This is a genomic window from Sphingomonas sp. BE138 (assembly GCF_031456125.1).
GTDB lineage: Bacteria > Pseudomonadota > Alphaproteobacteria > Sphingomonadales > Sphingomonadaceae > Sphingomonas.
In genome coordinates this window covers 57135-76775 of sequence record NZ_JAVDUC010000011.1, presented here as the reverse complement: position 1 = coordinate 76775, position 19641 = coordinate 57135, and the positions used below count along the sequence as shown (strand labels likewise).

At 69.8% G+C, this 19641-nt stretch carries 22 protein-coding genes; 14 read left to right on the top strand and 8 right to left on the bottom strand.

Translation table 11 applies throughout. From position 1 onward, the window contains the following. Positions 1 to 60 precede the first annotated feature (60 nt). Positions 61 to 768 carry a choice-of-anchor E domain-containing protein gene (locus J2Y58_RS14175; RefSeq protein WP_310104190.1) on the top strand — a complete coding sequence of 236 codons (708 nt, stop codon included), beginning with the start codon at positions 61 to 63 and terminating at the stop codon, positions 766 to 768. On the opposite strand, the gene J2Y58_RS14170 is transcribed toward J2Y58_RS14175, so the two are convergent. After that, positions 765 to 2033, bottom strand: coding sequence for a Xaa-Pro peptidase family protein (locus tag J2Y58_RS14170; protein WP_310104385.1), 1269 nt, complete (start codon positions 2031 to 2033; stop codon positions 765 to 767). The genes J2Y58_RS14175 and J2Y58_RS14170 overlap by 4 nt on opposite strands. Positions 2034 to 2106: 73 nt before the next feature. Between J2Y58_RS14170 and J2Y58_RS14165 the strand changes: the two genes are divergently transcribed. Beyond that, the gene (locus tag J2Y58_RS14165; protein ID WP_310104187.1) at positions 2107 to 3429 is read left to right on the top strand and encodes a dicarboxylate/amino acid:cation symporter; all 1323 of its coding nucleotides are present in this window, start codon (positions 2107 to 2109) and stop codon (positions 3427 to 3429) included. 110 nt (positions 3430 to 3539) lie between these two features. Here the strand turns inward: J2Y58_RS14165 and J2Y58_RS14160 are convergent, their stop codons facing one another. After that, complete coding sequence (locus J2Y58_RS14160; protein WP_310104184.1) at positions 3540 to 5048, bottom strand: YifB family Mg chelatase-like AAA ATPase; 1509 nt, start codon at positions 5046 to 5048, stop codon at positions 3540 to 3542. Positions 5049 to 5147: 99 nt separating this feature from the next. Here J2Y58_RS14160 and J2Y58_RS14155 point away from each other — a divergent pair, with 99 nt between their 5' ends. From J2Y58_RS14155 to yihA, 6 genes are all read left to right on the top strand, one after another. Further along, on the top strand, positions 5148 to 5438 hold the full coding sequence (locus J2Y58_RS14155; RefSeq protein WP_310104181.1) for a hypothetical protein: 291 nt from the start codon (positions 5148 to 5150) through the stop codon (positions 5436 to 5438). A gap of 87 nt (positions 5439 to 5525) precedes the next feature. Beyond that, positions 5526 to 5660, top strand: coding sequence for a 50S ribosomal protein L34 (gene rpmH, locus J2Y58_RS14150; RefSeq protein ID WP_028056723.1), 135 nt, complete (start codon positions 5526 to 5528; stop codon positions 5658 to 5660). A gap of 47 nt (positions 5661 to 5707) precedes the next feature. Beyond that, on the top strand, positions 5708 to 6076 hold the full coding sequence (gene rnpA, locus J2Y58_RS14145) for a ribonuclease P protein component (RefSeq protein WP_310104160.1): 369 nt from the start codon (positions 5708 to 5710) through the stop codon (positions 6074 to 6076). Beyond that, a complete protein-coding gene (gene yidD / locus J2Y58_RS14140; protein WP_310104158.1) occupies positions 6073 to 6285 on the top strand; it encodes a membrane protein insertion efficiency factor YidD in 213 nt (70 codons plus the stop codon). Before rnpA ends, yidD begins: the two co-directional genes overlap by 4 nt. Positions 6286 to 6303: 18 nt before the next feature. Further along, positions 6304 to 8007 (top strand): membrane protein insertase YidC, encoded by a 1704-nt coding sequence (gene yidC / locus J2Y58_RS14135; RefSeq protein ID WP_310104155.1) that lies wholly within the window; start codon positions 6304 to 6306, stop codon positions 8005 to 8007. Further along, positions 8004 to 8669, top strand: coding sequence for a ribosome biogenesis GTP-binding protein YihA/YsxC (gene yihA / locus J2Y58_RS14130; protein WP_310104153.1), 666 nt, complete (start codon positions 8004 to 8006; stop codon positions 8667 to 8669). The genes yidC and yihA overlap by 4 nt, the downstream gene beginning before the upstream one ends. A 21-nt stretch (positions 8670 to 8690) precedes the next feature. On the opposite strand, the gene J2Y58_RS14125 is transcribed toward yihA, so the two are convergent. Next, positions 8691 to 8858 (bottom strand): hypothetical protein, encoded by a 168-nt coding sequence (locus J2Y58_RS14125; protein WP_310104150.1) that lies wholly within the window; start codon positions 8856 to 8858, stop codon positions 8691 to 8693. 137 nt (positions 8859 to 8995) lie between these two features. Here J2Y58_RS14125 and J2Y58_RS14120 point away from each other — a divergent pair, with 137 nt between their 5' ends. Beyond that, positions 8996 to 9658: a glutathione S-transferase family protein gene (locus J2Y58_RS14120; RefSeq protein ID WP_310104148.1), complete on the top strand. Its 663-nt coding sequence runs from the start codon at positions 8996 to 8998 to the stop codon at positions 9656 to 9658. A gap of 2 nt (positions 9659 to 9660) precedes the next feature. Here J2Y58_RS14120 and J2Y58_RS14115 read toward each other — a convergent pair whose 3' ends face one another. Beyond that, positions 9661 to 10005, bottom strand: a complete 345-nt coding sequence (locus J2Y58_RS14115; protein ID WP_310104145.1) for a cupin domain-containing protein — start codon at positions 10003 to 10005, stop codon at positions 9661 to 9663. 101 nt (positions 10006 to 10106) lie between these two features. Between J2Y58_RS14115 and dapE the strand changes: the two genes are divergently transcribed. Beyond that, positions 10107 to 11237: a succinyl-diaminopimelate desuccinylase gene (gene dapE, locus J2Y58_RS14110; RefSeq protein WP_310104143.1), complete on the top strand. Its 1131-nt coding sequence runs from the start codon at positions 10107 to 10109 to the stop codon at positions 11235 to 11237. 162 nt (positions 11238 to 11399) lie between these two features. On the opposite strand, the gene J2Y58_RS14105 is transcribed toward dapE, so the two are convergent. From J2Y58_RS14105 to J2Y58_RS14095, 3 genes are read right to left on the bottom strand one after another with little or no spacing between them, the layout of a single operon-like run. Beyond that, on the bottom strand, positions 11400 to 11939 hold the full coding sequence (locus tag J2Y58_RS14105; protein ID WP_310104141.1) for a Smr/MutS family protein: 540 nt from the start codon (positions 11937 to 11939) through the stop codon (positions 11400 to 11402). Continuing rightward, positions 11914 to 13236, bottom strand: coding sequence for a murein transglycosylase A (locus J2Y58_RS14100; protein ID WP_310104139.1), 1323 nt, complete (start codon positions 13234 to 13236; stop codon positions 11914 to 11916). Before J2Y58_RS14100 ends, J2Y58_RS14105 begins: the two co-directional genes overlap by 26 nt. Positions 13237 to 13289: 53 nt before the next feature. After that, positions 13290 to 13934: a Tim44/TimA family putative adaptor protein gene (locus tag J2Y58_RS14095; protein WP_310104137.1), complete on the bottom strand. Its 645-nt coding sequence runs from the start codon at positions 13932 to 13934 to the stop codon at positions 13290 to 13292. 202 nt (positions 13935 to 14136) lie between these two features. Between J2Y58_RS14095 and secB the strand changes: the two genes are divergently transcribed. The 4 genes from secB (at position 14137) to J2Y58_RS14075 (ending at position 17688) form a co-directional block, all read left to right on the top strand. Next, entirely contained in the window at positions 14137 to 14634 is a 498-nt protein-coding gene (gene secB, locus J2Y58_RS14090) for a protein-export chaperone SecB (RefSeq protein WP_310104135.1), read from the top strand. A gap of 27 nt (positions 14635 to 14661) precedes the next feature. Then, positions 14662 to 16248: a murein biosynthesis integral membrane protein MurJ gene (gene murJ, locus J2Y58_RS14085; RefSeq protein WP_310104134.1), complete on the top strand. Its 1587-nt coding sequence runs from the start codon at positions 14662 to 14664 to the stop codon at positions 16246 to 16248. Between the two features lie 5 nt (positions 16249 to 16253). Next, complete coding sequence (gene trpS, locus J2Y58_RS14080; protein WP_310104383.1) at positions 16254 to 17261, top strand: tryptophan--tRNA ligase; 1008 nt, start codon at positions 16254 to 16256, stop codon at positions 17259 to 17261. A gap of 142 nt (positions 17262 to 17403) precedes the next feature. Then, entirely contained in the window at positions 17404 to 17688 is a 285-nt protein-coding gene (locus J2Y58_RS14075; RefSeq protein WP_310104131.1) for a PspC domain-containing protein, read from the top strand. A gap of 134 nt (positions 17689 to 17822) precedes the next feature. Here J2Y58_RS14075 and dnaA read toward each other — a convergent pair whose 3' ends face one another. Beyond that, positions 17823 to 19217, bottom strand: a complete 1395-nt coding sequence (gene dnaA / locus J2Y58_RS14070) for a chromosomal replication initiator protein DnaA (RefSeq protein WP_310104130.1) — start codon at positions 19215 to 19217, stop codon at positions 17823 to 17825. Positions 19218 to 19641 lie beyond the last annotated feature (424 nt).

Below are 19641 nucleotides of genomic sequence, written 5' to 3'. Positions count from 1 at the left end.
CTTGTGGCATTAACCATGCTGTGCGAAGCGGCGCGCGACATCATAACGGGGGTTGGAGAGATGAAGGGTTCCATACGGACAGTGGCGATCGCTGCTGCCGTCGTCGCGCCTGCCGCGCAGGCGGCCACGATCGTTCAGTTCGACAGCGAGCAGGGGGCGCTGCGGGGCTTTGACGGGTTCGATGCCGCCATGGGCACGCTCGACAGGGTGACGCTGCGCGTCGAACTGACGAAGACGCGCGCGTGGGGCGTCAGCGCGCCGGCGGGCATCGCGGCGGCGGATCTGACGTGGACGATCGACGGCGCGTGGCTGTTCCGGTCGAACAACGCTGCGCTCGGCAACCCGCTCGTCGCGCTGATCGGTAGCGGCGGCAGCACGGTGGCGCTCGAACGGGGCAGCGACCCGGTATACGGATTCGTCGCCGTCACCGCGCGCGGGTCGGCGACCTACCAGTTCGATCCGGCGCAGTTCATCGGCCGGCGCACGACCTTCGACGGCTTCGACCTGGGCTATCTTCCCGGTTCGGGCGACACGACGTTCACCGGGGTGCCGGTCGGCGGGCGCGTGTACCAGCTGAACGGTTCGTGCGCGGTGGTGAACGGCAATCCGCTGTCGTTGCCGGAAAGCTACTGCGGGGCGGCGAATTACACGCTGACCTACGACTATACGCCGCCGGTACCGGAGCCGGCGACATGGGCGATGATGCTCGCCGGGTTCGCGGCGACGGGGGCGGCGCTGCGCCGCCGCCGTGCGCTCGTCGCCGCCTAGACCGGCCGGTCGAGCGATGCCGGCGGGGTGCTGAACCACGCCGGCCCCGCAGCGGTCATGTGGAAGCAATCCTCCAGCCGCACGCCGAACTTGCCGGGCAGATAGAGGCCGGGCTCGTCGGAGAAGCACATGCCGGGCGCCAATCGCGTCGTCTCGCCGTGGACGAGGTTCACCGGCTCGTGCCCGTCCATCCCGATCCCGTGCCCGGTGCGATGCGACAGGCCCGGAAGGCGGTAGCCGGGGCCATAGCCCGCCGCCTCGTAGAAGCGGCGCACCGCATCGTCGACTGCACCCGCCGCAACCCCGACCTGCGCAGTGCGGAACGCCAGCGCCTGCCCGGCCCTGACCAGGTCCCACACCTTGCGCTGCTCGGGCGTGGCGATGCCGTGCACCCAGGTGCGCGACACGTCGGACTGATAGCCCTGCACCGTGCACCCGCAGTCCATCAGCACGACCTGCCCGTCCGCGACGCGGATCACCTCGCGGCTGCCGTGCGGCAGCGCGGCGGCGGGGCCGATCAGCGCGAGCGCGAATTCGGGATCGCCGCCGAGCTTCTTCGTCGCGGCGTTCATCAACGCGCCGATCTGTGCGCCGGTCATCCCCGCCTCGACGCGTGGATGGGTCCAGCGATACGCGGCGACCGTCACGTCGGTGGCAAGCTGCATCAGCGCGATCTCCGCCGGCGTCTTCACCATCCGGCAGCCGCGCACGACCGGGTTGGCGCTGACCAGCTTCGCGCCCGGCAACGCCCGCGCCAGCCCGTCGAAGGCGAAGAAGCGCGCGCTCTCCTCGATCCCGACCGGGCGTTCGCCCAGCTTGCGGTCGCGCAGGAAGCCGGCGACGACCTTCAGCGGATCCTCGTCCTCCTGCCACACCCGCACCTCGGCGGGTACGGCGAGCGTCTGGCGGACCGAGGGCTCCTCGAAGAACGGCGTTACGATGCACGGCTCGCCTTCGACGGGGATGATCGCCGCGGTCAGCCGCTCGCTGCGCCCCCAGCGCACGCCGGTGAAGTAGATGAGGCTCGATCCCGGCTCCACCAGCACCGCACCGATCCCGTTGGCGCGCATCAACGCCTGCGCACGCGCGAGCCGAGCGCGCCGCTCGTTGGGACCGATCGGCACCGCGCCCATGGTCATGTCGGACAACCCCGCCAGATCGGGCTCGGCGGCACGGACGATCGAGGTGGCGAAGAGCGCCGCCGCCCCGCCCGCGACGGCGCGACGCGAGGGGCGATACGGAGGGCGAAGTGGGCTCGGGATCATGGTCGCCAGCGATACGGTGCTTGACCGCGCGGCCGCAATCCCCTTGGCTCCGGCGAGATAGACGGAGCGATGAATGGCCAAGCGGCTGACCCTTTATATTCTCGGCGGGCTGGTGCTCGGGCTGGTCGTCGGGCTGGTGCTCAACACCTCGCTGGACGAGGGCACGTCCGCCGCGCAGGGGCGGCTGACCGAGATCGCCGGCTATTTCTCGATCGTCACCGGGATTTTCTTGCGCCTCATCAAGATGATCATCGCGCCGCTCGTCTTCGCGACGCTCGTCTCGGGGATCGCGCAGATGGGCGACACCGCCGCGCTGGGGCGGATCGGGGCGCGCAGCCTCGCCTGGTTCATCTCCGCCAGCCTGCTGTCGCTGTCGCTGGGGCTGGTGATGGTCAACCTGCTGAAGCCCGGCGTCGGGATCGGGCTGCCGCTGCCCCCCGCGGGCGAGGCGACGGGCCTCGCGACCGCAGCGTTCAACCTCAAGGACTTCTTCACCCACATCGTCCCCGCCTCGATGGTCGACGCGATGGCGAAGAACGAGATCCTCCAGATCGTCGTGATGTCGGTGTTCGTCGGCGTGGCGATCACCGCGGTCGGCGAGAAGGCCGCGCCGCTGGTCAAGGCGATCGACGCACTGGTCCACGTCATGCTGCAGGTGACCGACTACGTGATGCGCGTCGCGCCGGTCGCGGTGTTCGCGGCGGTGGCGGGGACGCTGACCGAGCGCGGGCCGGCGGTGATCGGCCAGCTCGCCTATTTCATGGGCAGCTTTTACCTGACGTTGCTGGTGCTGTGGGCGGTGCTGCTGGGGATCGGCTTTCTCTTCATCGGTTCGCGCATCCGCGAACTGATCCGCTACGTGCGCGAGCCGCTGCTGGTCGCCTTCTCGACCGCCTCGTCGGAGGCGGCATATCCGCGGATGCTGGAGGCGCTCGACCGCTTCGGCGTGCCCCCGCGCATCGCCAGCTTCGTGCTGCCGCTCGGCTATTCGTTCAACCTCGACGGGTCGATGATCTACATGACCTTCGCGTCGATCTTCATCGCGCAGGCCTATGGCATCGACATGTCGGTCGGGCAGATGATCACGATGCTGCTGGTGCTGATGGTCACCAGCAAGGGTATCGCGGGCGTGCCGCGTGCCAGCCTGGTGGTGATCGCCGCGACGCTGCCGATGTTCAAGCTGCCCGAGGCGGGGCTGCTGCTGGTGCTGGCGATCGACCACTTCCTCGACATGGGGCGCACCGCGACCAACGTGATCGGCAATGCGGTGGCGAGCGCGGTGATCGCGAAATGGGAGGGCGGGCTCGACCCGCGCGAATCGCCGCTGATCGTCGGAGCGGCGGCACCGTCCGGCAACGGGCCGGCACGGGAGGTGGAGAGCTTCCGGGAGGTGTGACCGGTTCCGTCATTCCCGCGAAGGCGGGAATCCAGACGCGCAGGTCCGTCCATAGAGGCGCCACCTCAGCGATTCTGGATTCCCGCCTTTGCGGGAATGACGAAGAAACGCTAATTTCGTGGTGGTTGCCGGCGGTAACTGAGCGCCTCGGCGACATGGATGCGACCGACCGTCTCCGCGCCCGCTAGATCGGCGATCGTGCGCGCGACGCGCAGGATGCGGGTGTAGCCGCGCGCCGACAGCTTCATCGCCACCGCCGCCTGCGCCAGCAACGCCCTTCCCGCCTCATCCGGCGACGCGAAGCGGTCGAGCGTGTCGCCGTCCAGCTCGGCATTCGTCCGCAAGCCGCAGTCCGCCAGCCGCTCCGCCTGCACCGCGCGCGCCGCAGCGACGCGGGCGGCGACCTCGGCCGAGCCCTCGGCCGACGGCGGGAGCGTCAGGTCGACCGCGCTGACCGCCGCGACCTCGACGTGCAGGTCGATACGGTCGAGCAGCGGTCCCGAGACCTTCGCCTGATAGTCGGCCGCGCATTTCGGCGCGCGCGCGCACGCCAGCGCGGCGTCGGCAAGGTGCCCGCAGCGGCACGGGTTCATCGCCGCGATCAGCTGCACCCGCGCCGGATAGGTCACGTGCGCATTGGCGCGCGCGACGCTGACCGTCCCGCTCTCCAGCGGCTGGCGCAGCGAATCAAGCACCGCGCGCTGAAATTCGGGCAGTTCGTCGAGGAACAGCACGCCGTGGTGCGCCAGGCTGACCTCGCCCGGCTTCACCTTCAGCCCGCCGCCGGTCAGCGCCGCCATACTGGCGGAATGATGCGGTGCGCGGAACGGGCGCGTGCGCGTCAGCGTGCCGCCGGGCAGCGTCCCCGCCACCGACTGCACCATTGACACCTCCAGCGCCTCGGCGGGGTCGAGCGGCGGGAGGATGCCGGGCAGGCAGGCCGCCATCAGCGACTTGCCCGCGCCCGGCGGCCCGACGAACAGCAGATTGTGCGCGCCCGCCGCGGCGATCTCCAGCGCGCGCTTGGCCACCTCCTGCCCCTTCACCTGTCGCAGGTCGGGGCCGGTGCGCGCGTCGGCGACGGCGCCCGGCTGCGGCAGCGCGAGCAGCCCCTGCCCCTTCAGATGGTTGAGCAGCGCGAGCAGGTCTGGCGCGGCGATCACCTCGATACTGCCGCTCCACGCTGCCTCGCTCCCTTGCGCCGCCGGGCAGATCAGCCCCCTGCCCGTCTCAGCGGCATGGAGCGCGGCGAGCAGCACGCCCGGCGACGGCGCGAGCCGGCCGTCGAGCCCCAGTTCGCCGACCACGACGTAATCGGCCAGCGCCTCCGCATCGACCACGCCCATCGCAGCGAGCAGCCCGAGCGCGATCGGCAAGTCGAAATGCGAGCCCTCCTTGGGCAGGTCGGCCGGCGACAGGTTCACCGCGATCCGCTTGGGCGGCAGCGACAGCCCCATGCCGGCGATCGCGCCGCGCACCCGTTCGCGACTTTCGCCGACCGCCTTGTCGGCCAGCCCGACGACGTTGAAGGCGGGAAGGCCGGGGATCAACTGCACCTGCACCTCGACGCTGCGCGCCTCCAGCCCCAGATAGGCTACCGTCGATACGATCGCGACCATGTGTCCCCCAACCCCGCCGATGCTCATAGCGGGTTTGGCGCGCGGGGGAATGGCGCCGGTGACTTGCAACCGCAACACACGTTCGCCACATCGCCGGTCATGACCCGACGCCACCCCGCGATGCGCATGACGCAACTGGCGCTGGGCGGCCTTCTGCTGCTGCTCGCGGCGGTGATCGCGCCGCTGCCGGGGCCGGGCGGCGTGTTTCCGTTCGCCGGCGGGATGCTGCTGATCCTGCGCAACTCGGCGCGGGCGCGCGGCTGGTTCGCGCGCGCCAAGCGCCGCTGGCCGCGAATCGGGCATGCCGTCGACGTGGCGATGCGGCGGCGCAGTGCACTCAGGCGGCAGGCGCTGCGGCGACGCGCGCGCGACCGGGCGGCGGTGCGTTGACTTTCGCGGCGCCCTCCCCTAACGGCGTCCTTCTTTCGGGCCGTCCGCTTGGGCGGCCCTTCGACATTCGATTTCGGGACATGAACGATGAAGCGGACCTTTCAGCCGAGCAATCTGGTGCGCGCCCGCCGTCACGGCTTCCGCGCGCGGATGGCCACGGTCGGCGGCCGGGCGGTGATCCGGGCGCGTCGCGCGCGCGGCCGCAAGAAGCTGTCGGCGTAAGCACGAGCGATCCCCGCCTGCCCGCGACTCGCGTCGCGGTCGGGCGGATGACCAGACGGCCGGACTATCTGGCCGCGAACGCCGGGCGTCGGGTGCCGATGCCCGGCTTCGTGCTTCTGGTGCACCCGCGTGGCGGTGATGCGGCCGGGGCGAACGAGGCGGGGATGCGGATCGGCATCACCGTGACGAAGAAGGTCGGCAATGCGGTGGTGCGCAACCGCATCAAGCGGCGCTTCCGCGCGCTGGCGCGCGAGATCCTGCCCGAGCACGGCTGGCCCGGCGCCGACCATGTGCTGATCGGGCGCGAGGCGGCGCTGACCGCCGAATGGTCGGTGTTGCGCGAACAACTGGCCAGGGCGCTGGCGAAGAGCCGCACGACCGCGCCGGGCGGCAACCGGGCGCGCCCGCGCCGATGATCACGCGCGCGCTGATCCTGCTGGCGCGCGGGTGGCAATTGGGGCCGTCGCTGCTGCTGCCGCCGTCGTGCCGGTTCCAGCCGTCATGTTCCGCCTATGCAATCGAGGCGCTTCGCCGCTATGGCGCGGGCAAGGGCAGCTGGCTGGCGGTGCGCCGGATCGCGCGCTGCCATCCCTGGGGCGGGCACGGCCACGATCCGGTGCCATAAGGAAAAAGTGGGACGCTGGTGAAGGACGAAAGCAAGAACTTCGTGGTGTTCGCGGTGATCGCGGCGCTCATCCTGTTCGGATGGCCGCTGATCCAGAACCGCTTCTTCCCCACGGCGAACCCGCCCGCGACGAAGATGGTCGACGGCAAGAACAAGCCCGTGCCCAACCCCGCGGCCGATCCCACCGCCGATTCGCCCGCCGCGATCCGCGACCGCCGCGTCGTGCTCGCCGAAAGCCCGCGCGTCCGCATCGACACGCCCGCGCTGAAGGGCTCGATCAACCTCAAGGGCGCTCGGATCGACGATCTGGTGCTGACCCGCTATAACGAGACGGTCGCGAAGAATTCGCCGCCGATCCGGCTGTTCTCGCCCGCCGGCACGCAGGACGCCTATTTCGCCGGCTTCGGCTGGCGTGCCGACGGGCTGACCCCGCCGGCCGCCGACGCGGTCTGGACCGCGTCCGCGCCGGTGCTGACCCCCGGCAGGCCGGTCACGCTGACCGCCGGCAACGCCACCGGGCAGCGCTTCGCGATCGAGATCGCGGTCGACAACGACTATCTCTTCACCGTGAAGCAGACCGTCGCCAACGGCGGCGGCGCGCCGGTGCCGGTCGCGGCCTACGGCCTCGTCAATCGCAGCGGCGTGTCGAAGGACCCCGACAGCTGGACGATCCACACCGGTCCGATGTCGGTCAACAACGGCGCGGCGCACTACAATCCCAATTTCAGCGACGTCGACAAGGCGCCGACGCGCTTCACGACGACCGGCGGCTGGCTGGGCTTCACCGACAAATACTGGCTGGCGGCACTCGTCCCCGACCAGGGCCGCGCGTTCGACGGGCAGTTCCGCGCCGGCGCCAACCAGGCGTATCAGGCCGACTTCACCACCGCGCCGCAGATGCTGCCGCCGGGCCGCCAGTTGACGCAGACCGCCAAGCTGTTCGCGGGCGCCAAGGAAGTGAAACTGCTCGACCGCTACACCGATACCGGCGCGGTCGTGAAGCTCGACTATGCGATCGACTGGGGCTGGTTCCGGCTCGTCGAAAAGCCGATCTTCTATTATCTCGACTGGCTGTTCCGCATCGTCGGCAACTTCGGCGTCGCGATCATCATCCTGACGCTGACGATCCGAGTAATCGTATTTCCGATCGCGCAGCGCCAGTTCGCCAGCATGGCGGCGATGCGTGCGCTCCAGCCGAAGATGAAGGCGATCCAGGAGCGCCACAAGGACGATAAGCAGCGCCAGCAGCAGGAGATCATGGCGCTCTACAAGACGGAAAAGGTCAACCCGCTGGCGGGCTGCCTGCCGTCGCTGATCCAGATTCCGATCTTCTACGCGCTCTACAAGGCGCTGATGCTGACGATCGAGATGCGGCATCAGCACTTCATCCTGTGGATCAAGGACCTGTCGGCGCCCGACCCTGCGACGATCCTGAACCTGTTCGGCTATATCCCGATCACGCTGCCGCACTTCCTGGCGATCGGCGTCATCCCGGTGTTGCTGGGCATCTCGATGTTCTTCCAGTTCCGCCTGAACCCGACGCAGATGGACCCGGCGCAGCAGCAGGTGTTCGCAATCCTGCCGTGGGTGCTGATGTTCGTGATGGCGCCGTTCGCGGTCGGTTTGCAGATCTACTGGATCACCACCAACTGCATCTCGATCGCGCAGCAGAAGTGGCTCTACAGCCGCCATCCGCAACTCAAGAACGCACCGGCGAAATGAGCGAGGACACGCCCACGTTCGACGCCCCCGCCTTCGACTCCGAGGCGATCGAGGCGGCGCGCAAGCTGTTCGCCGGGCGCATCGACTTCCTGAAGTCGGCGCCCGCGCTCAACTTCCTGCCCGCGCCCGCCGTGCCGGAGGTGGCGTTCGCGGGCCGCTCGAACGTTGGCAAGTCGTCGCTGCTCAACGCACTGACCGGCCGCAAGGCGCTGGCGCGTACCTCGGTCACGCCGGGGCGCACGCAGGAACTGAACTTCTTCGATGTCGGCGACCCGCTCGCCTTCCGGCTGGTCGACATGCCCGGTTACGGCTTCGCGAAGGCGCCCAAGGACATCGTCAAGAAGTGGCGCTTCCTCGTGAACGACTATCTGCGCGGGCGGCAGGCGCTGAAGCGTGCGCTGGTGCTGATCGACAGCCGCCACGGCATCAAGGACGTCGACCGAGAAATCCTGGAGATGCTCGATCGCGCCGCCGTCAGCTACCGGCTGGTGATGACCAAGGCGGACAAGGTGAAGGCCAGCGACCTGGCGCAGATCGTCGCGGAGACGCGCGCCGAGGCGCGCAAGCGGGCCGCCGCGCACCCCGACATCATCGTCACCTCCAGCGAAGGCGGGATGGGCATCCCCGAACTGCGTGCGGCCGTGATCGAGGCGATCGGCTGACCGCCGCCGCTCCGGCGTGCGTCACCAGAGCGTCGCGCTCCGTGCGCCGCGCGCCGCGTCGATCTGGCGGCGCAGCAGCTCCGAACGGGTCGGCGCCGGCGCGGTCGGTGCGAAAACGAAGGTCGGCGCCTGCACGAAGGCGGGCGCGGCGGCGCGAAGCGCGGCGTCGGCGGGGGTTGCGTGGGGCATGTACGGTGCTCCTTCTTTACGAAGTCCTCTTCCTGTCGGCACGGTAGCCCCGCAACCCTTCCGCGCGATGTAGGGGCGCGGTTAACGGCGCGGTCGCGAATGTTGCCCTTGGGCCGTTTGCCCCCTAGGCCGGTGGCATGAAGCTCATCATCGGCAACAAGGCCTATTCCTCCTGGTCGCTGCGCGGCTGGCTCGCGTGCAGGCAGTCGCGGCTGCCGTTCGAGGAAGTGGTCGTGCCGCTCTACGATCAGGAATGGGACCGCCGCCGCGAGGGCGACGAATTCGCACCCTCGTCGGGCAAGGTGCCGATCCTGTGGGACGGCGAGGCGGTGGTGTGGGACAGCCTCGCGATCGTCGACTATCTGGCGGACAAGGTCGGGCGTGACCTTTTCTGGCCCGCGGACGATGCGGCGCGCGCAATGGCGCGCTCGATGGCCGCCGAGATGCACTCCAGCTTCGCCGCGCTGCGTCGCAAGCATACCATGAACATCCGGCAGGTCTATCCGCCGGTCACGCCCGACGCCGACGTGCAGGTCGAGCTGGCGCGGCTGTTCGAACTGTGGGCGCAGGCGCGCGCGCGCTTCGGCGGCGACGGCGACTTTCTGTTCGGTGACTTCGGCGCGGCGGACATCATGTTCGCGCCGGTATGCACCCGCATCGTCACCTACTCGCTCCCCACGCCGCGCTTCGCCGCCGCCTACGTGCTGGCGGTGCTCCACCACCCGTTCATGCAGGACTGGATCGCCGGCGCGCAGGAGGAGGAGTGGATCATCGAGAAGTTCGAGCAGCCCGTCGCCTGATGTCAGTCCGTCGCATAGCCGTCGTCCGGGGACCAGCGCATCGCGATATCGGGATAATGGACCGTCGAGCGTTCGGGCAGGCTGACCGCGAACAGCACGCACGCGGCGTCCCCGTCGTTGCGCAGATGATGCGCGTTGCCGTCGCCCTTGCGGAACACCGCCACCTCCCCGGCCCGCATCGGATGCGCACCCGCATCGTCGACCAGCGTCGCACTGCCGGAGAGCAGAACGACGATCTCGTCCTCGCCTTCGTGCCAGTGGCGCTGCGACGACCAGCCCCCGGGCGGCACCACGACATGCGTCGCGACGAAGTCGGTCAGCCCCGCCGCCGCCGACAGGTCGCGCACCAGCCGGTTCGAGGCCGCTTCGGCGAACGGCGGCGGGTAATCGCTGCCGTTCGCGGCAGGGACGTGATCGAGATCGAGTCGGGGCAGGGCGGGCTCCTGTCGTGACCGATGTCGTTCAACTCGCCAGCGACCTGATCGCTGCCGACAGCGTCACGCCGGCGCGCGGGCACGTGTTCGACGTGCTGGAGGCGGCGCTGGTGCCGCTCGGCTTCGCGGTCGAGCGCCGGATCAGCGGCGAGGCGCCGGACGGCCCGGTCGAAAACCTGCTCGCCACGCGCGGCGACCGCGGCGTGCATCTCGCCTTCGCCGGCCATGTCGATGTCGTCCCTCCCGGCGAGGGGTGGAGCGCCGACGCCTTCGCCCCGCAGCGGCGTGACGGCCTGCTGGTCGGGCGCGGCGCGGTCGACATGAAGGGGGCGGTCGCCGCCTTCGTCGCCGCCGCGGCGCGCGTGCCCGTGGATGCGGGGCGCCTGACGCTCATCATCACCGGCGACGAGGAAGGCCCGGCGACCCATGGCACGGTCGCGCTGATCGAGCGGATGCACGAACGCGGGCTCGCACCCGATCTGTGTCTGGTCGGCGAGCCGACCTCGGTCGCGGCGCTAGGCGACATGATAAAGATCGGGCGACGCGGCTCGGTGAATATCGGGATCAAGGTGCCCGGCCGGCAGGGGCACGTCGCCTATCCGCACCTGGCCGACAATCCGATCCCGCGGCTGGTCGCGATCCTGGCCGAGCTCGACGCCCTGGTGCTCGACGAAGGCAGCGCGTGGTTCCAGCCGTCGAACCTGGAGATCACCGACGTAACGGTCGGCAATTCCGCCACCAACGTCATCCCGGCGCGGGCGACCGCGCGCGTCAGCATCCGCTTCAACGACCTGCACCGGGGGCAGCAGCTGGCGGACCGGGTTGCGGCGATCGTCCACGCCCATGACCCGCACGCGATCGTCACCCCGCGCATCTCGGGAGAGGCGTTCCTGACCGCGCCGGGCGCGCTGTCGGCGATGGTGTCGGCGGCGGTGCTGGAGGTGACCGGGCGCACGCCGGAGCTATCGACGACCGGCGGCACCTCCGACGCACGCTTCCTGCGCGCCTTGTGCCCGGTGGTCGAGTTCGGACTCCTCAATGCGACGATGCACAAGGCCGACGAAGCGGTCGCGATCGCCGATCTGGAACAGCTGACCGAGATCTACGAGCAGGTGATCGGCCGTGCGTTCTCCGGGCAGGCTTGACGACAATACACCGTTCGTCCCGAGCTTGTCGAAGGGCGTGTCGCGGGCACGCGGCCCGACGAAGTCAGCACCGACGATTGAGATGATGCCGTAGACGAGGGCGAAAGGGTAAGCCGCTACAGCGCGCACCGACACGGCCGAGCATGCGCGAGCTCATAGCGCTCACCGCCGTCGCCGCAACACGATATACAGCGCCCCCGCCCCGCCATGGCGCGGGTGGGCGTTGCGGACCGCGGCGATCGATCCCGCATGGGCGGACAATCGCAGCCAGTCCGCGATCGAGGCGCGGATCGCGCCGCGACCGTGCGGGCGCTGGCTTTCGGGGCGCGGCGGCTTGCCGGTCACCAGCAGGATGACGCGGTCCTGCCGCGCGACCGCCTGCGCCAGCCCCATCTCCAGCGCGGCATGCGCGCTGGCCAGCGTGTGCCCGTGCAGGTCGATCGTCCGGTCGGGGGCGACCACGCCGCCCGCCAGCCGCCGGTCCCACCCGCCGTCCAGCGTCTGCCCCGGCTCGCGGCGCGCATGTGAGGGCGGCGGGGTCGGCGTCGTCAGCGCCATCATGCCCGTCGCGGGCGCGGGCAGCGGCAGGCGTTCGGGAGCGGTCGCGGGCGCGGCGACCTTGCGGCCGGGCATCGCGCGCACCGTGGCACGTACCCGCGCCCACAGCGCTTCCTCGTCAGCGCCGAGGCGTCGCGCCGCCACCGGCCTGCCCCGTCGCCGCCTGCGCCGCGCGCCATCGTTCGTAGCTGCCGCGCGGCAACAGCACGAAGGCGGTGCCGCGCGCGCTCATCCCGCCGGCGATCGCGCGCGCTTCCTCGCCCGCGCCCCAGAAGGTGTCGAAGCGGTTGCTGCCCTTGATCGCGCCGCCGGTGTCCTGCGCGATCCAGATGCCGTTGGCGTCGGTGCGGTCCATCGACAGGAACACCGGCGCGCCCAGCGGCACGAACCTGGGGTCGGCCGCGACGGTCGCCCCGCCGCTGACCGGCAGCCCGAGCGCGCCCTGCGGCGCCCCGGTCAGCTCGCGAAAGAAGACGTAGCTCTTGTTCTCGCGCATGATCGCGCGACCTTCCTCGGGGTGCGCGTGGAGCCACGCGACGATCCCCTGCATCGACGATTGCCCCGGACCCAGCAGCCCGCGGCTCTTCATCAGCGCGCCGATGCCCGTATAGTCGCGCCCGTTCTGCGTGTCGTACCCGATCCGCAGCACGCCGCCCTCGTCAAGCCGGATGAAACCCGAGCCCTGCACCTGCAGGAAGAACAATTCGACCGGATCGGCGGCATAGCCCAGGATGGGCGCGCGGCCGCCCAGTGCGCCGTCCTCGATCGCGGTGCGGTCGAAATAGGGCACCAGCGCTTGCCCCTGCACACGCCCGCGGATCTTCTTGCCGGCCCAGGTCGGCGAAAAGGCGCCGAGATCGACTTCGATCAGGTCGGTCGGGCGCGCGTAGATCGGCACATAGCCGGCACGGGGGCTACGCGACCCGGCGATCTCGGGGATGTAATAGCCGGTGGCAAACGCACGGCCGTCGCCGACCTGCACCGCCTCGAACCAGCGGCGAAAGAAGTCGACGGCATTGCGGCGGTCGGTGCGCGCGGCCTCGGCGCAGGCCGGTTGCCAATCGCTCCCGATCGTCAGCCCCGACGTATCGGTGCGCCGGATCACGCTGGGGCAGGAAATGCGGAAGGCGTCGAACGCCGCCTGCGCCTGCGCGGCGTCGATCGGCAGCGTCGCGGGATCGGCGGCGGGAAGCAGACCGGCGACCGCGGCCGAGGCCGCGCCCGGCACGCTGACGGCGGGCAGCGCGGCGAGCGGCACCGACGCGACCGGCTGGCGCACCGGTCGCGACGCGGTCGAACCGGGACGCGGCGGGTTGGCGGCGGGGCGCGGCACGGCGGTGACCGGACGCGACGGGGCCGGCGGGATCGATCGTCCCCCCGGCCCCACACAACCCGCCGTCAGCAAGGCGCCCGCCACCGCGAGCGTCGCTCCTATCCGCATTCCAACCCCTTTTCGTCGTGCCTGTTTTCAGGCCCCGTGTTCCATCCTCGTCCTCACGCCTCGTCGGTGTCGGCCAGGATCCAGTTGGGATCCGACGCGCGCACGGCGCGAACGAAGGTCCATACATCGTGCGTCTGCACCGCGTCGCTGGTCGAACCGGCGAGGACGTTGCCCTCGCCATCGCGCGTGACCGCGACGATATCGGCATCGAAGCGGACCGCGACCCGCGCCTCGCCGGCGGCGACCGCGGCGGACACGATGGTCGCCCGCTCGATCGCGATCAGGCGGTTGTCGAGCACCTGACCCTGCTGCTGCCGCGTCTCGATCGCCTCGGCGAACGCGGCGTGGACATCGTCGCTGACGAGGTCGCGCAACGCCGCTTCGTCGCCGCGCCAGAACGCCTCCAGGATCATGCGATAGGCCGACTTCGCCCCCTCCAGGAAGCGGTTGACGTCGAACTGCGGTTCCGCCGCGACGATCGCGCGCAGCCCCGGCTCGGTCGCGGCATCGAACGGCCGCGCGGTCAGTTCGCGCGCCTCCGCCGCGGTCTCGATCGCCCGCGGCATCGCTACCGACGTCACGCGCTCCTCCGCGGGCTTGGGCAGCGGCTGTTCATGGCCGGAGCGCTTGCCCAGAACCGAATAGAGCCGCAGGGCCAGGAAGCCGGCGACCATGGCGAGCAGGACAACGTAGAACACGGCAACTCCAGTAGGCTGGTGTGCGTACATAGGCGCGTGGGCACCGAACATCAAATCGCCCGACCCGCCCATTGTATCCTTTCGCCCGCCGTATCCGCGCCCGTATCCGGATTGTAACGCACGCGACCCGCTGCTAACCGCCCGACGTTTCCCGCGTGGCGCGTGCGCGTGCCGCGCCTGGCATGATGATAGGGGTAGGACGATGGACGATCTGGGCAATCTGGGCGGCGAGCCGCTGGCGAACGGCGCCGACACCGCCCCGGCCGCCGGGCTGATCTCGCAATATGTGAAGGACCTGTCGTTCGAGAACCCGAACGCGCCGGCGATCTACCAGGAGCCGCAGGCGCCCGAAATCAACGTGCAGTTCGACATCGGCGCCGCGCAGGTCGCCGACGAGGTGCACGAGGTAACCCTGAAGATCGAGGTGCGCGCCACCACCGGCGGCAAGACCGCGTTCATCGCCGAACTGTCCTATGCCGGGCTGTTCGGGCTGCGCAACGTGCCGGCCGAGCATGTCCAGCCGTTCCTGCTGGGCGAAGGCCCGCGCCTCCTCTTCCCGTTCGCGCGCCGCGTCGTGGCCGATGCGATCCGCGACGGCGGCTTCCCGCCGCTGCTGCTGGAGCCGATCGACTTCAACGCGCTCTTCCTCCAGCAGGCCGAGGCGCAGGGCGTCAACTTCGGCGCGGCGGGCCAGGCGTAACACCACACGGCGGGTGAGGATCGGCGGATGAACCTCGCCCGCGCGCTGGGCTCGATCGGCGGGCTGACGCTGGCCAGCCGCGTGCTGGCGCTGGTGCGCGACACGCTCCAGGCCAGCTACGTCGGCGCGGGGTTCGCATCGGACGCGTTCCTCGTCGCGTTCCGCCTGCCCAACATGTTCCGCGCGCTGTTCGCCGAGGGCGCTTTCTCCGCCGCGTTCATCCCGCTGTTCAACCGCAAGGTGGCGGAGGGCGGCGGCACCGCAGCGGGCATCGACTTCGCCGAACGCGCGCTGGCGCTGCTCTTCCCGGTTCTGCTGGTCTTCACCGCGCTGTTGCTGGCGGCGGCCTATCCGCTCACCTGGGCGCTGTCCGGCGGCTTCGATCGCCAGCATCCCACCGCGGAGCAGTTCGCGTTCGCGGTGATGCTGTCGCGCTTCACCATCCCCTATCTGCTGCTGATCTCACTGGTGTCGCTGCTCGGCGGCATCCTCAATTCGCTGCACCGCTTCTGGGTCAATGCCGCGGCACCGATCCTGCTCAACGTCGCGATGGTCGCGGCCCTGGTCTTCTTCCACGGCACCGACCCCTACGCCACCGCGCGCGCGCAGGCGCTGTCGGTCACCGCGGGCGGCGCATTGCAGCTCGCCTGGCTGTGGTGGGCGTGCCGCCGCGCGGGCGTCAGCCTGAAGCTGCGCCCGCCGCGCATCGACGACGACGTGAAGCAGATGCTGAAGCTGATCGTCCCCGCCGCGACCGGCGCCGGCGCGGCGCAGATCAACCTCGCCATCTCCTCGGCGCTGGCGGGCGGGCTGCTGTCGGCTGGGTCGATCTCGGCGATCTATTATGCCGACCGCCTCAACCAGCTGCCGCTCGGGCTGATCGGGATCGGGCTCGGCACGATCCTGCTGCCGGTCGTTTCGCGGATGCTGTCGGAAGGGCGTGACGCCGAGGCGATGGACATGCAGAACCGCGGACTCGAACTCGCGCTGTTCCTCACGCTGCCCGCCACCGCCGCGTTCGTCTTCGCCGCCGAGCCGATCGTGCGCGGGCTGTTCCAGCACGGCGCGTTCGACGCCGGCGATACGCAGCGCGCCGCGCTCGCACTGGCCGCCTTCTCGATCGGGTTGCCCAGCTACGTGCTGGTCAAGGTACTGACCCCCGGCTTCTATGCGCGTGCCGACACCAGGACGCCGGTCCGGCTCGCGCTGTATTCGGTCGCGATCAACCTGGTCGGGAATCTGATCCTGATCCCGACCTTGGCGCACTGGAACATCGGGCAGATCGGGCCGCCGCTGGCCACCGCGCTCGCCTCCTCGATCAACGTCGCCTCGCTCTACCTCGTCCTCGCGCGCCGCGGGCATTTCGCGCTCGATCCGCAGGTGAAGCGCCGCGTCCCGCGGCTCGCGCTTGCCGCCGCGGCGATGGGCGCGGCGCTGCTGGCGGTGACCCCGCTGGTCGACCCGTTCCTGACCGGCGCGCTCGTCATCCGCATCGCCGCGCTCGCCGCACTGGTCGGCAGCGGCGTGGCGATCTATGCGCTGGCCTGTGTCGCCACCGGCGCCTATCGCCCCGCCGACATCAAGTCCCTCCTTCGTCGCAGAGCCACCAAATGACCAATATGCGCGTCCTTTCCGGCATCAAGCCGACCGGCAACCTCCACCTCGGCAATTACCTGGGCGCGGTGAAGCAGTGGAAGGCGATGCAGGACGACGTCCAGGCGTCGGGCGGCGAGACGATGTACTTCATCGCCGACCTCCACGGCCTGACCGAATTCATCGCCCCGGCCGAGATGACCGCCAACACCGTCGAGATGACCGCGACGCTGATCGCCGCCGGCATCGATCCGGCGCGCTCGATCGTGTTCAACCAGGCGCGCGTCGCCGCGCATTCGGAACTGGCGTGGCTGCTCAACAACGTCGCGCGGGTCGGCTGGCTGAACCGCATGACGCAGTTCAAGGACAAGGCGGGCAAGAACCGCGAGGGCGCGTCGGTCGGACTTTACGATTATCCGGTGCTGATGGCCGCCGACGTGCTGCTCTACAACGCCACGCACGTGCCGGTCGGCGAGGACCAGAAGCAGCATCTGGAACTGACCCGCGATATCGCGACCAAGTTCAACACCGACTTCGCGGTCGACCTGTTCACGCTGCCCGAACCTTTGGTCAGCAAGGCCGCGCCGCGCATCATGAGCTTGCGCGACGCCACCGCCAAGATGTCGAAGTCGAACCCGTCCGAACAGTCGCTGGTCAAGCTGGTCGATTCGGACGAGACGATCGCCGACAAGTTCCGCAAGGCCAAGACCGACCCCGACCTGCTCCCCGCGACGCTCGACGAGCTGGAGGGGCGTGCGGAGGCGCGCAACCTGCTGACGATCTTCGCCGCGCTTGCCGATCGTGACGCACAGGACGTGCTGAGCGACTATGCCGGCAAGGGCTTCGGCCAGTTCAAGCCCGATCTCGCCGATCTGGCGGTCGCCACGCTCGCGCCGATCCGCGACGAGATGCTGCGGCTGCTGAACGACCGGGCGGCGATCGACGCGATCCTGCGCGACGGCGCCGAACGCGCTGCCGCGCTCGCCGCCCCCACGCTGCGCCGCGCGCAGGAGGCGATGGGGCTGCTGATCTGAGCCCGGGTTGGCGCGCGGCACCGCACCGCGCGCCAACATTCGGCGTATCGCACCGCCCCACGGCCGCTACCCGCGCAAGAACGACGTATTTGCGTACTTGGCATCGGTCTTGCTGATCGTTCCGCAACCAACGGAGCGAGACATGACCGACACGAATACCCCGCAGGCCCCGCGCGACAACCTCTTCGGCATCTGCGCCGCGCTCGGCGAGGATTTCGGCTTCAACCCGATGTGGCTGCGCCTCGCCTTCGCGGTGGCGCTGCTGTTCTCGCTGGAAAAGGTTTTGCTGACCTATGCCGCGCTCGGCGTGCTGGTGGTCGTCAGCCGGCTGCTGTTCCCGAACCGCAAGCCGGCGAAGGTGGCCGTGGCCGACGCACCCGCCGCGAGCGACACGATCGTCGAGCAGGAATATCGCAAGGCGGCTTAGAAAGAGCGGCCGGCACCTCTCCGTTCGTGCTGAGCCTGTCGGAGCACGTGCCGAGTCGCACGTAATTCGACACGGTCAGGACGAACGGATGAAATGCCAGAGCCGCGATGCCGGAGCCCCGCTGGCCGACCCGATCAGCCCTGCAACTGCCCCATCAGCACATGCACCGCCTGATCGACCTCGCGATCGCTGTCGCGCAGTTCCTCGATCCGCCGCACCGCATGGATCACCGTCGAATGGTCGCGCCCGCCGAACTTGCGCCCGATCTCGGGCAGCGAGCGCGTCGTCAGCCGCTTCGACAGGTACATTGCGATCTGTCGCGGCCTTGCCACCGCCCGCGCGCGGCGCGCCGAGACGAGGTCGAGCGGCTTCAGCTCGAAATGCTCGCACACCAGCTTCTGGATCTGGTCGATCGTCACGCGGCGCTGATGCCCGCGCAGCATGTCGCCCAGCGTCTGCGTCGCGAACGCCAGGTCGATCGGCTGCCCGGTCAGCATCGCATAAGCGGTGACGCGGGTCAGCGCGCCCTCCAGCTCGCGGATGCTCGACGTGATCCGCTCGGCGAGCAGGTCGAGCACTTCGGCGGGCACGCGCACGTCGGGCGTTTCGGCGATCCGGCGCGCCAGCACGGCGCGGCGCAGCTCGGGCGAGGACGGGCGGATGTCGACCGTCAGCCCGGAGGCCAGCCGTCCGAGGATACGCGCCTCGACGCCGTCCAACAGTTGCGGCGCGCGGTCGGCGGCGATCACCAGCCGTTTGCCCGCCGCCATGATCTCGTTGACGGTGTGAAAGAATTCGTCCTGCGTCACGTCCTTGCCGGCGATGAACTGCAGGTCGTCGATCAACAGCAGGTCACACCCGCGCAGCCGCGCCTTGAACGCGAACGTGTCGCGCGCGCGCATCGCCGCCACGAATTCGAACATGAACCGCTCGGCGGACAGCAGCATCACGCGCGCCTGCGGGTGCTCGGCGAGGAACCGGTGCGCGATCGCATGCAGCAGGTGCGTTTTGCCCTGCCCGGTGCCGCCGTGGAGGAACAACGGGCTGAACCGCACCGCACCCGGCGCGGCCAGCGCCTGGGCGGCATTCAGCGCCACCATGTTCGACGGATCGACCACGAAGCGGTCGAAGGTCAGCCGCGGGTCGAGCGACGGCCGCTCCACCCCGTCCGGTGCCCGCTCGAACGATGCGGCGACCGGCCCGGGGGTCGTCGAAGGGGCCGCCACCGGTTTCGCGGCGACCGGCGCGGGGGCGGTCAGCACCATCGGCGCGGCGGCGCGCGGCGCGGTGTCGATCGCGACGCTGCGCACGCCGGGCAGCACGGCGCGGAATTCGTGCAGCAGCCGCTCGGCATAATGGCTCTTGACCCAGTTGGTCATGAATGCCGACGACAGCGTCAGGCGCACGTCGATCTGGTCGTCGCCATCCGCCAGGGCGATCGGCGCCAGCCACTGGTCGAACACACGGGCACCGGCGGACCGGCGCAGGTTGGCGCGGACCCGGGCCCAGGCCCGTGCCAGATCGCTCATCCCGTCGTCCTGTCCACCAGCTTGCGTCACGCACACGTCTCCCATCGGCGCGAACGACGTGTTCGCGGCCCCCAGAACCGAAAAGTCAAACGTCCCCCTGCCCGCGGCCCCTGGCGCGGCGGCATCCGCTCATTGTCTTTGTGTCGCGCAGCACGATCGGCGGCGCGGTTCGAGAGGATTAGGAACAGAGGCGTGAGTCGATCAACCCCGCGAACGGGTACGATTCCGAAATAAAGCGGATTGACTCGCCATCAGCGGCACAAATGCGTCATATTTCTCGCAAACCATTGTTTTACGGCGATTTTCTAACAGCCGGTCACGGGTTGCCGATCGCGAATCGCGGGGATTCCGAGGCTTTTCGGAAGGTGCCTTTTTGTTCCGGCAAGGACGAAAGCGCACACGAAAACGCCCGCCGGGAGGGTCC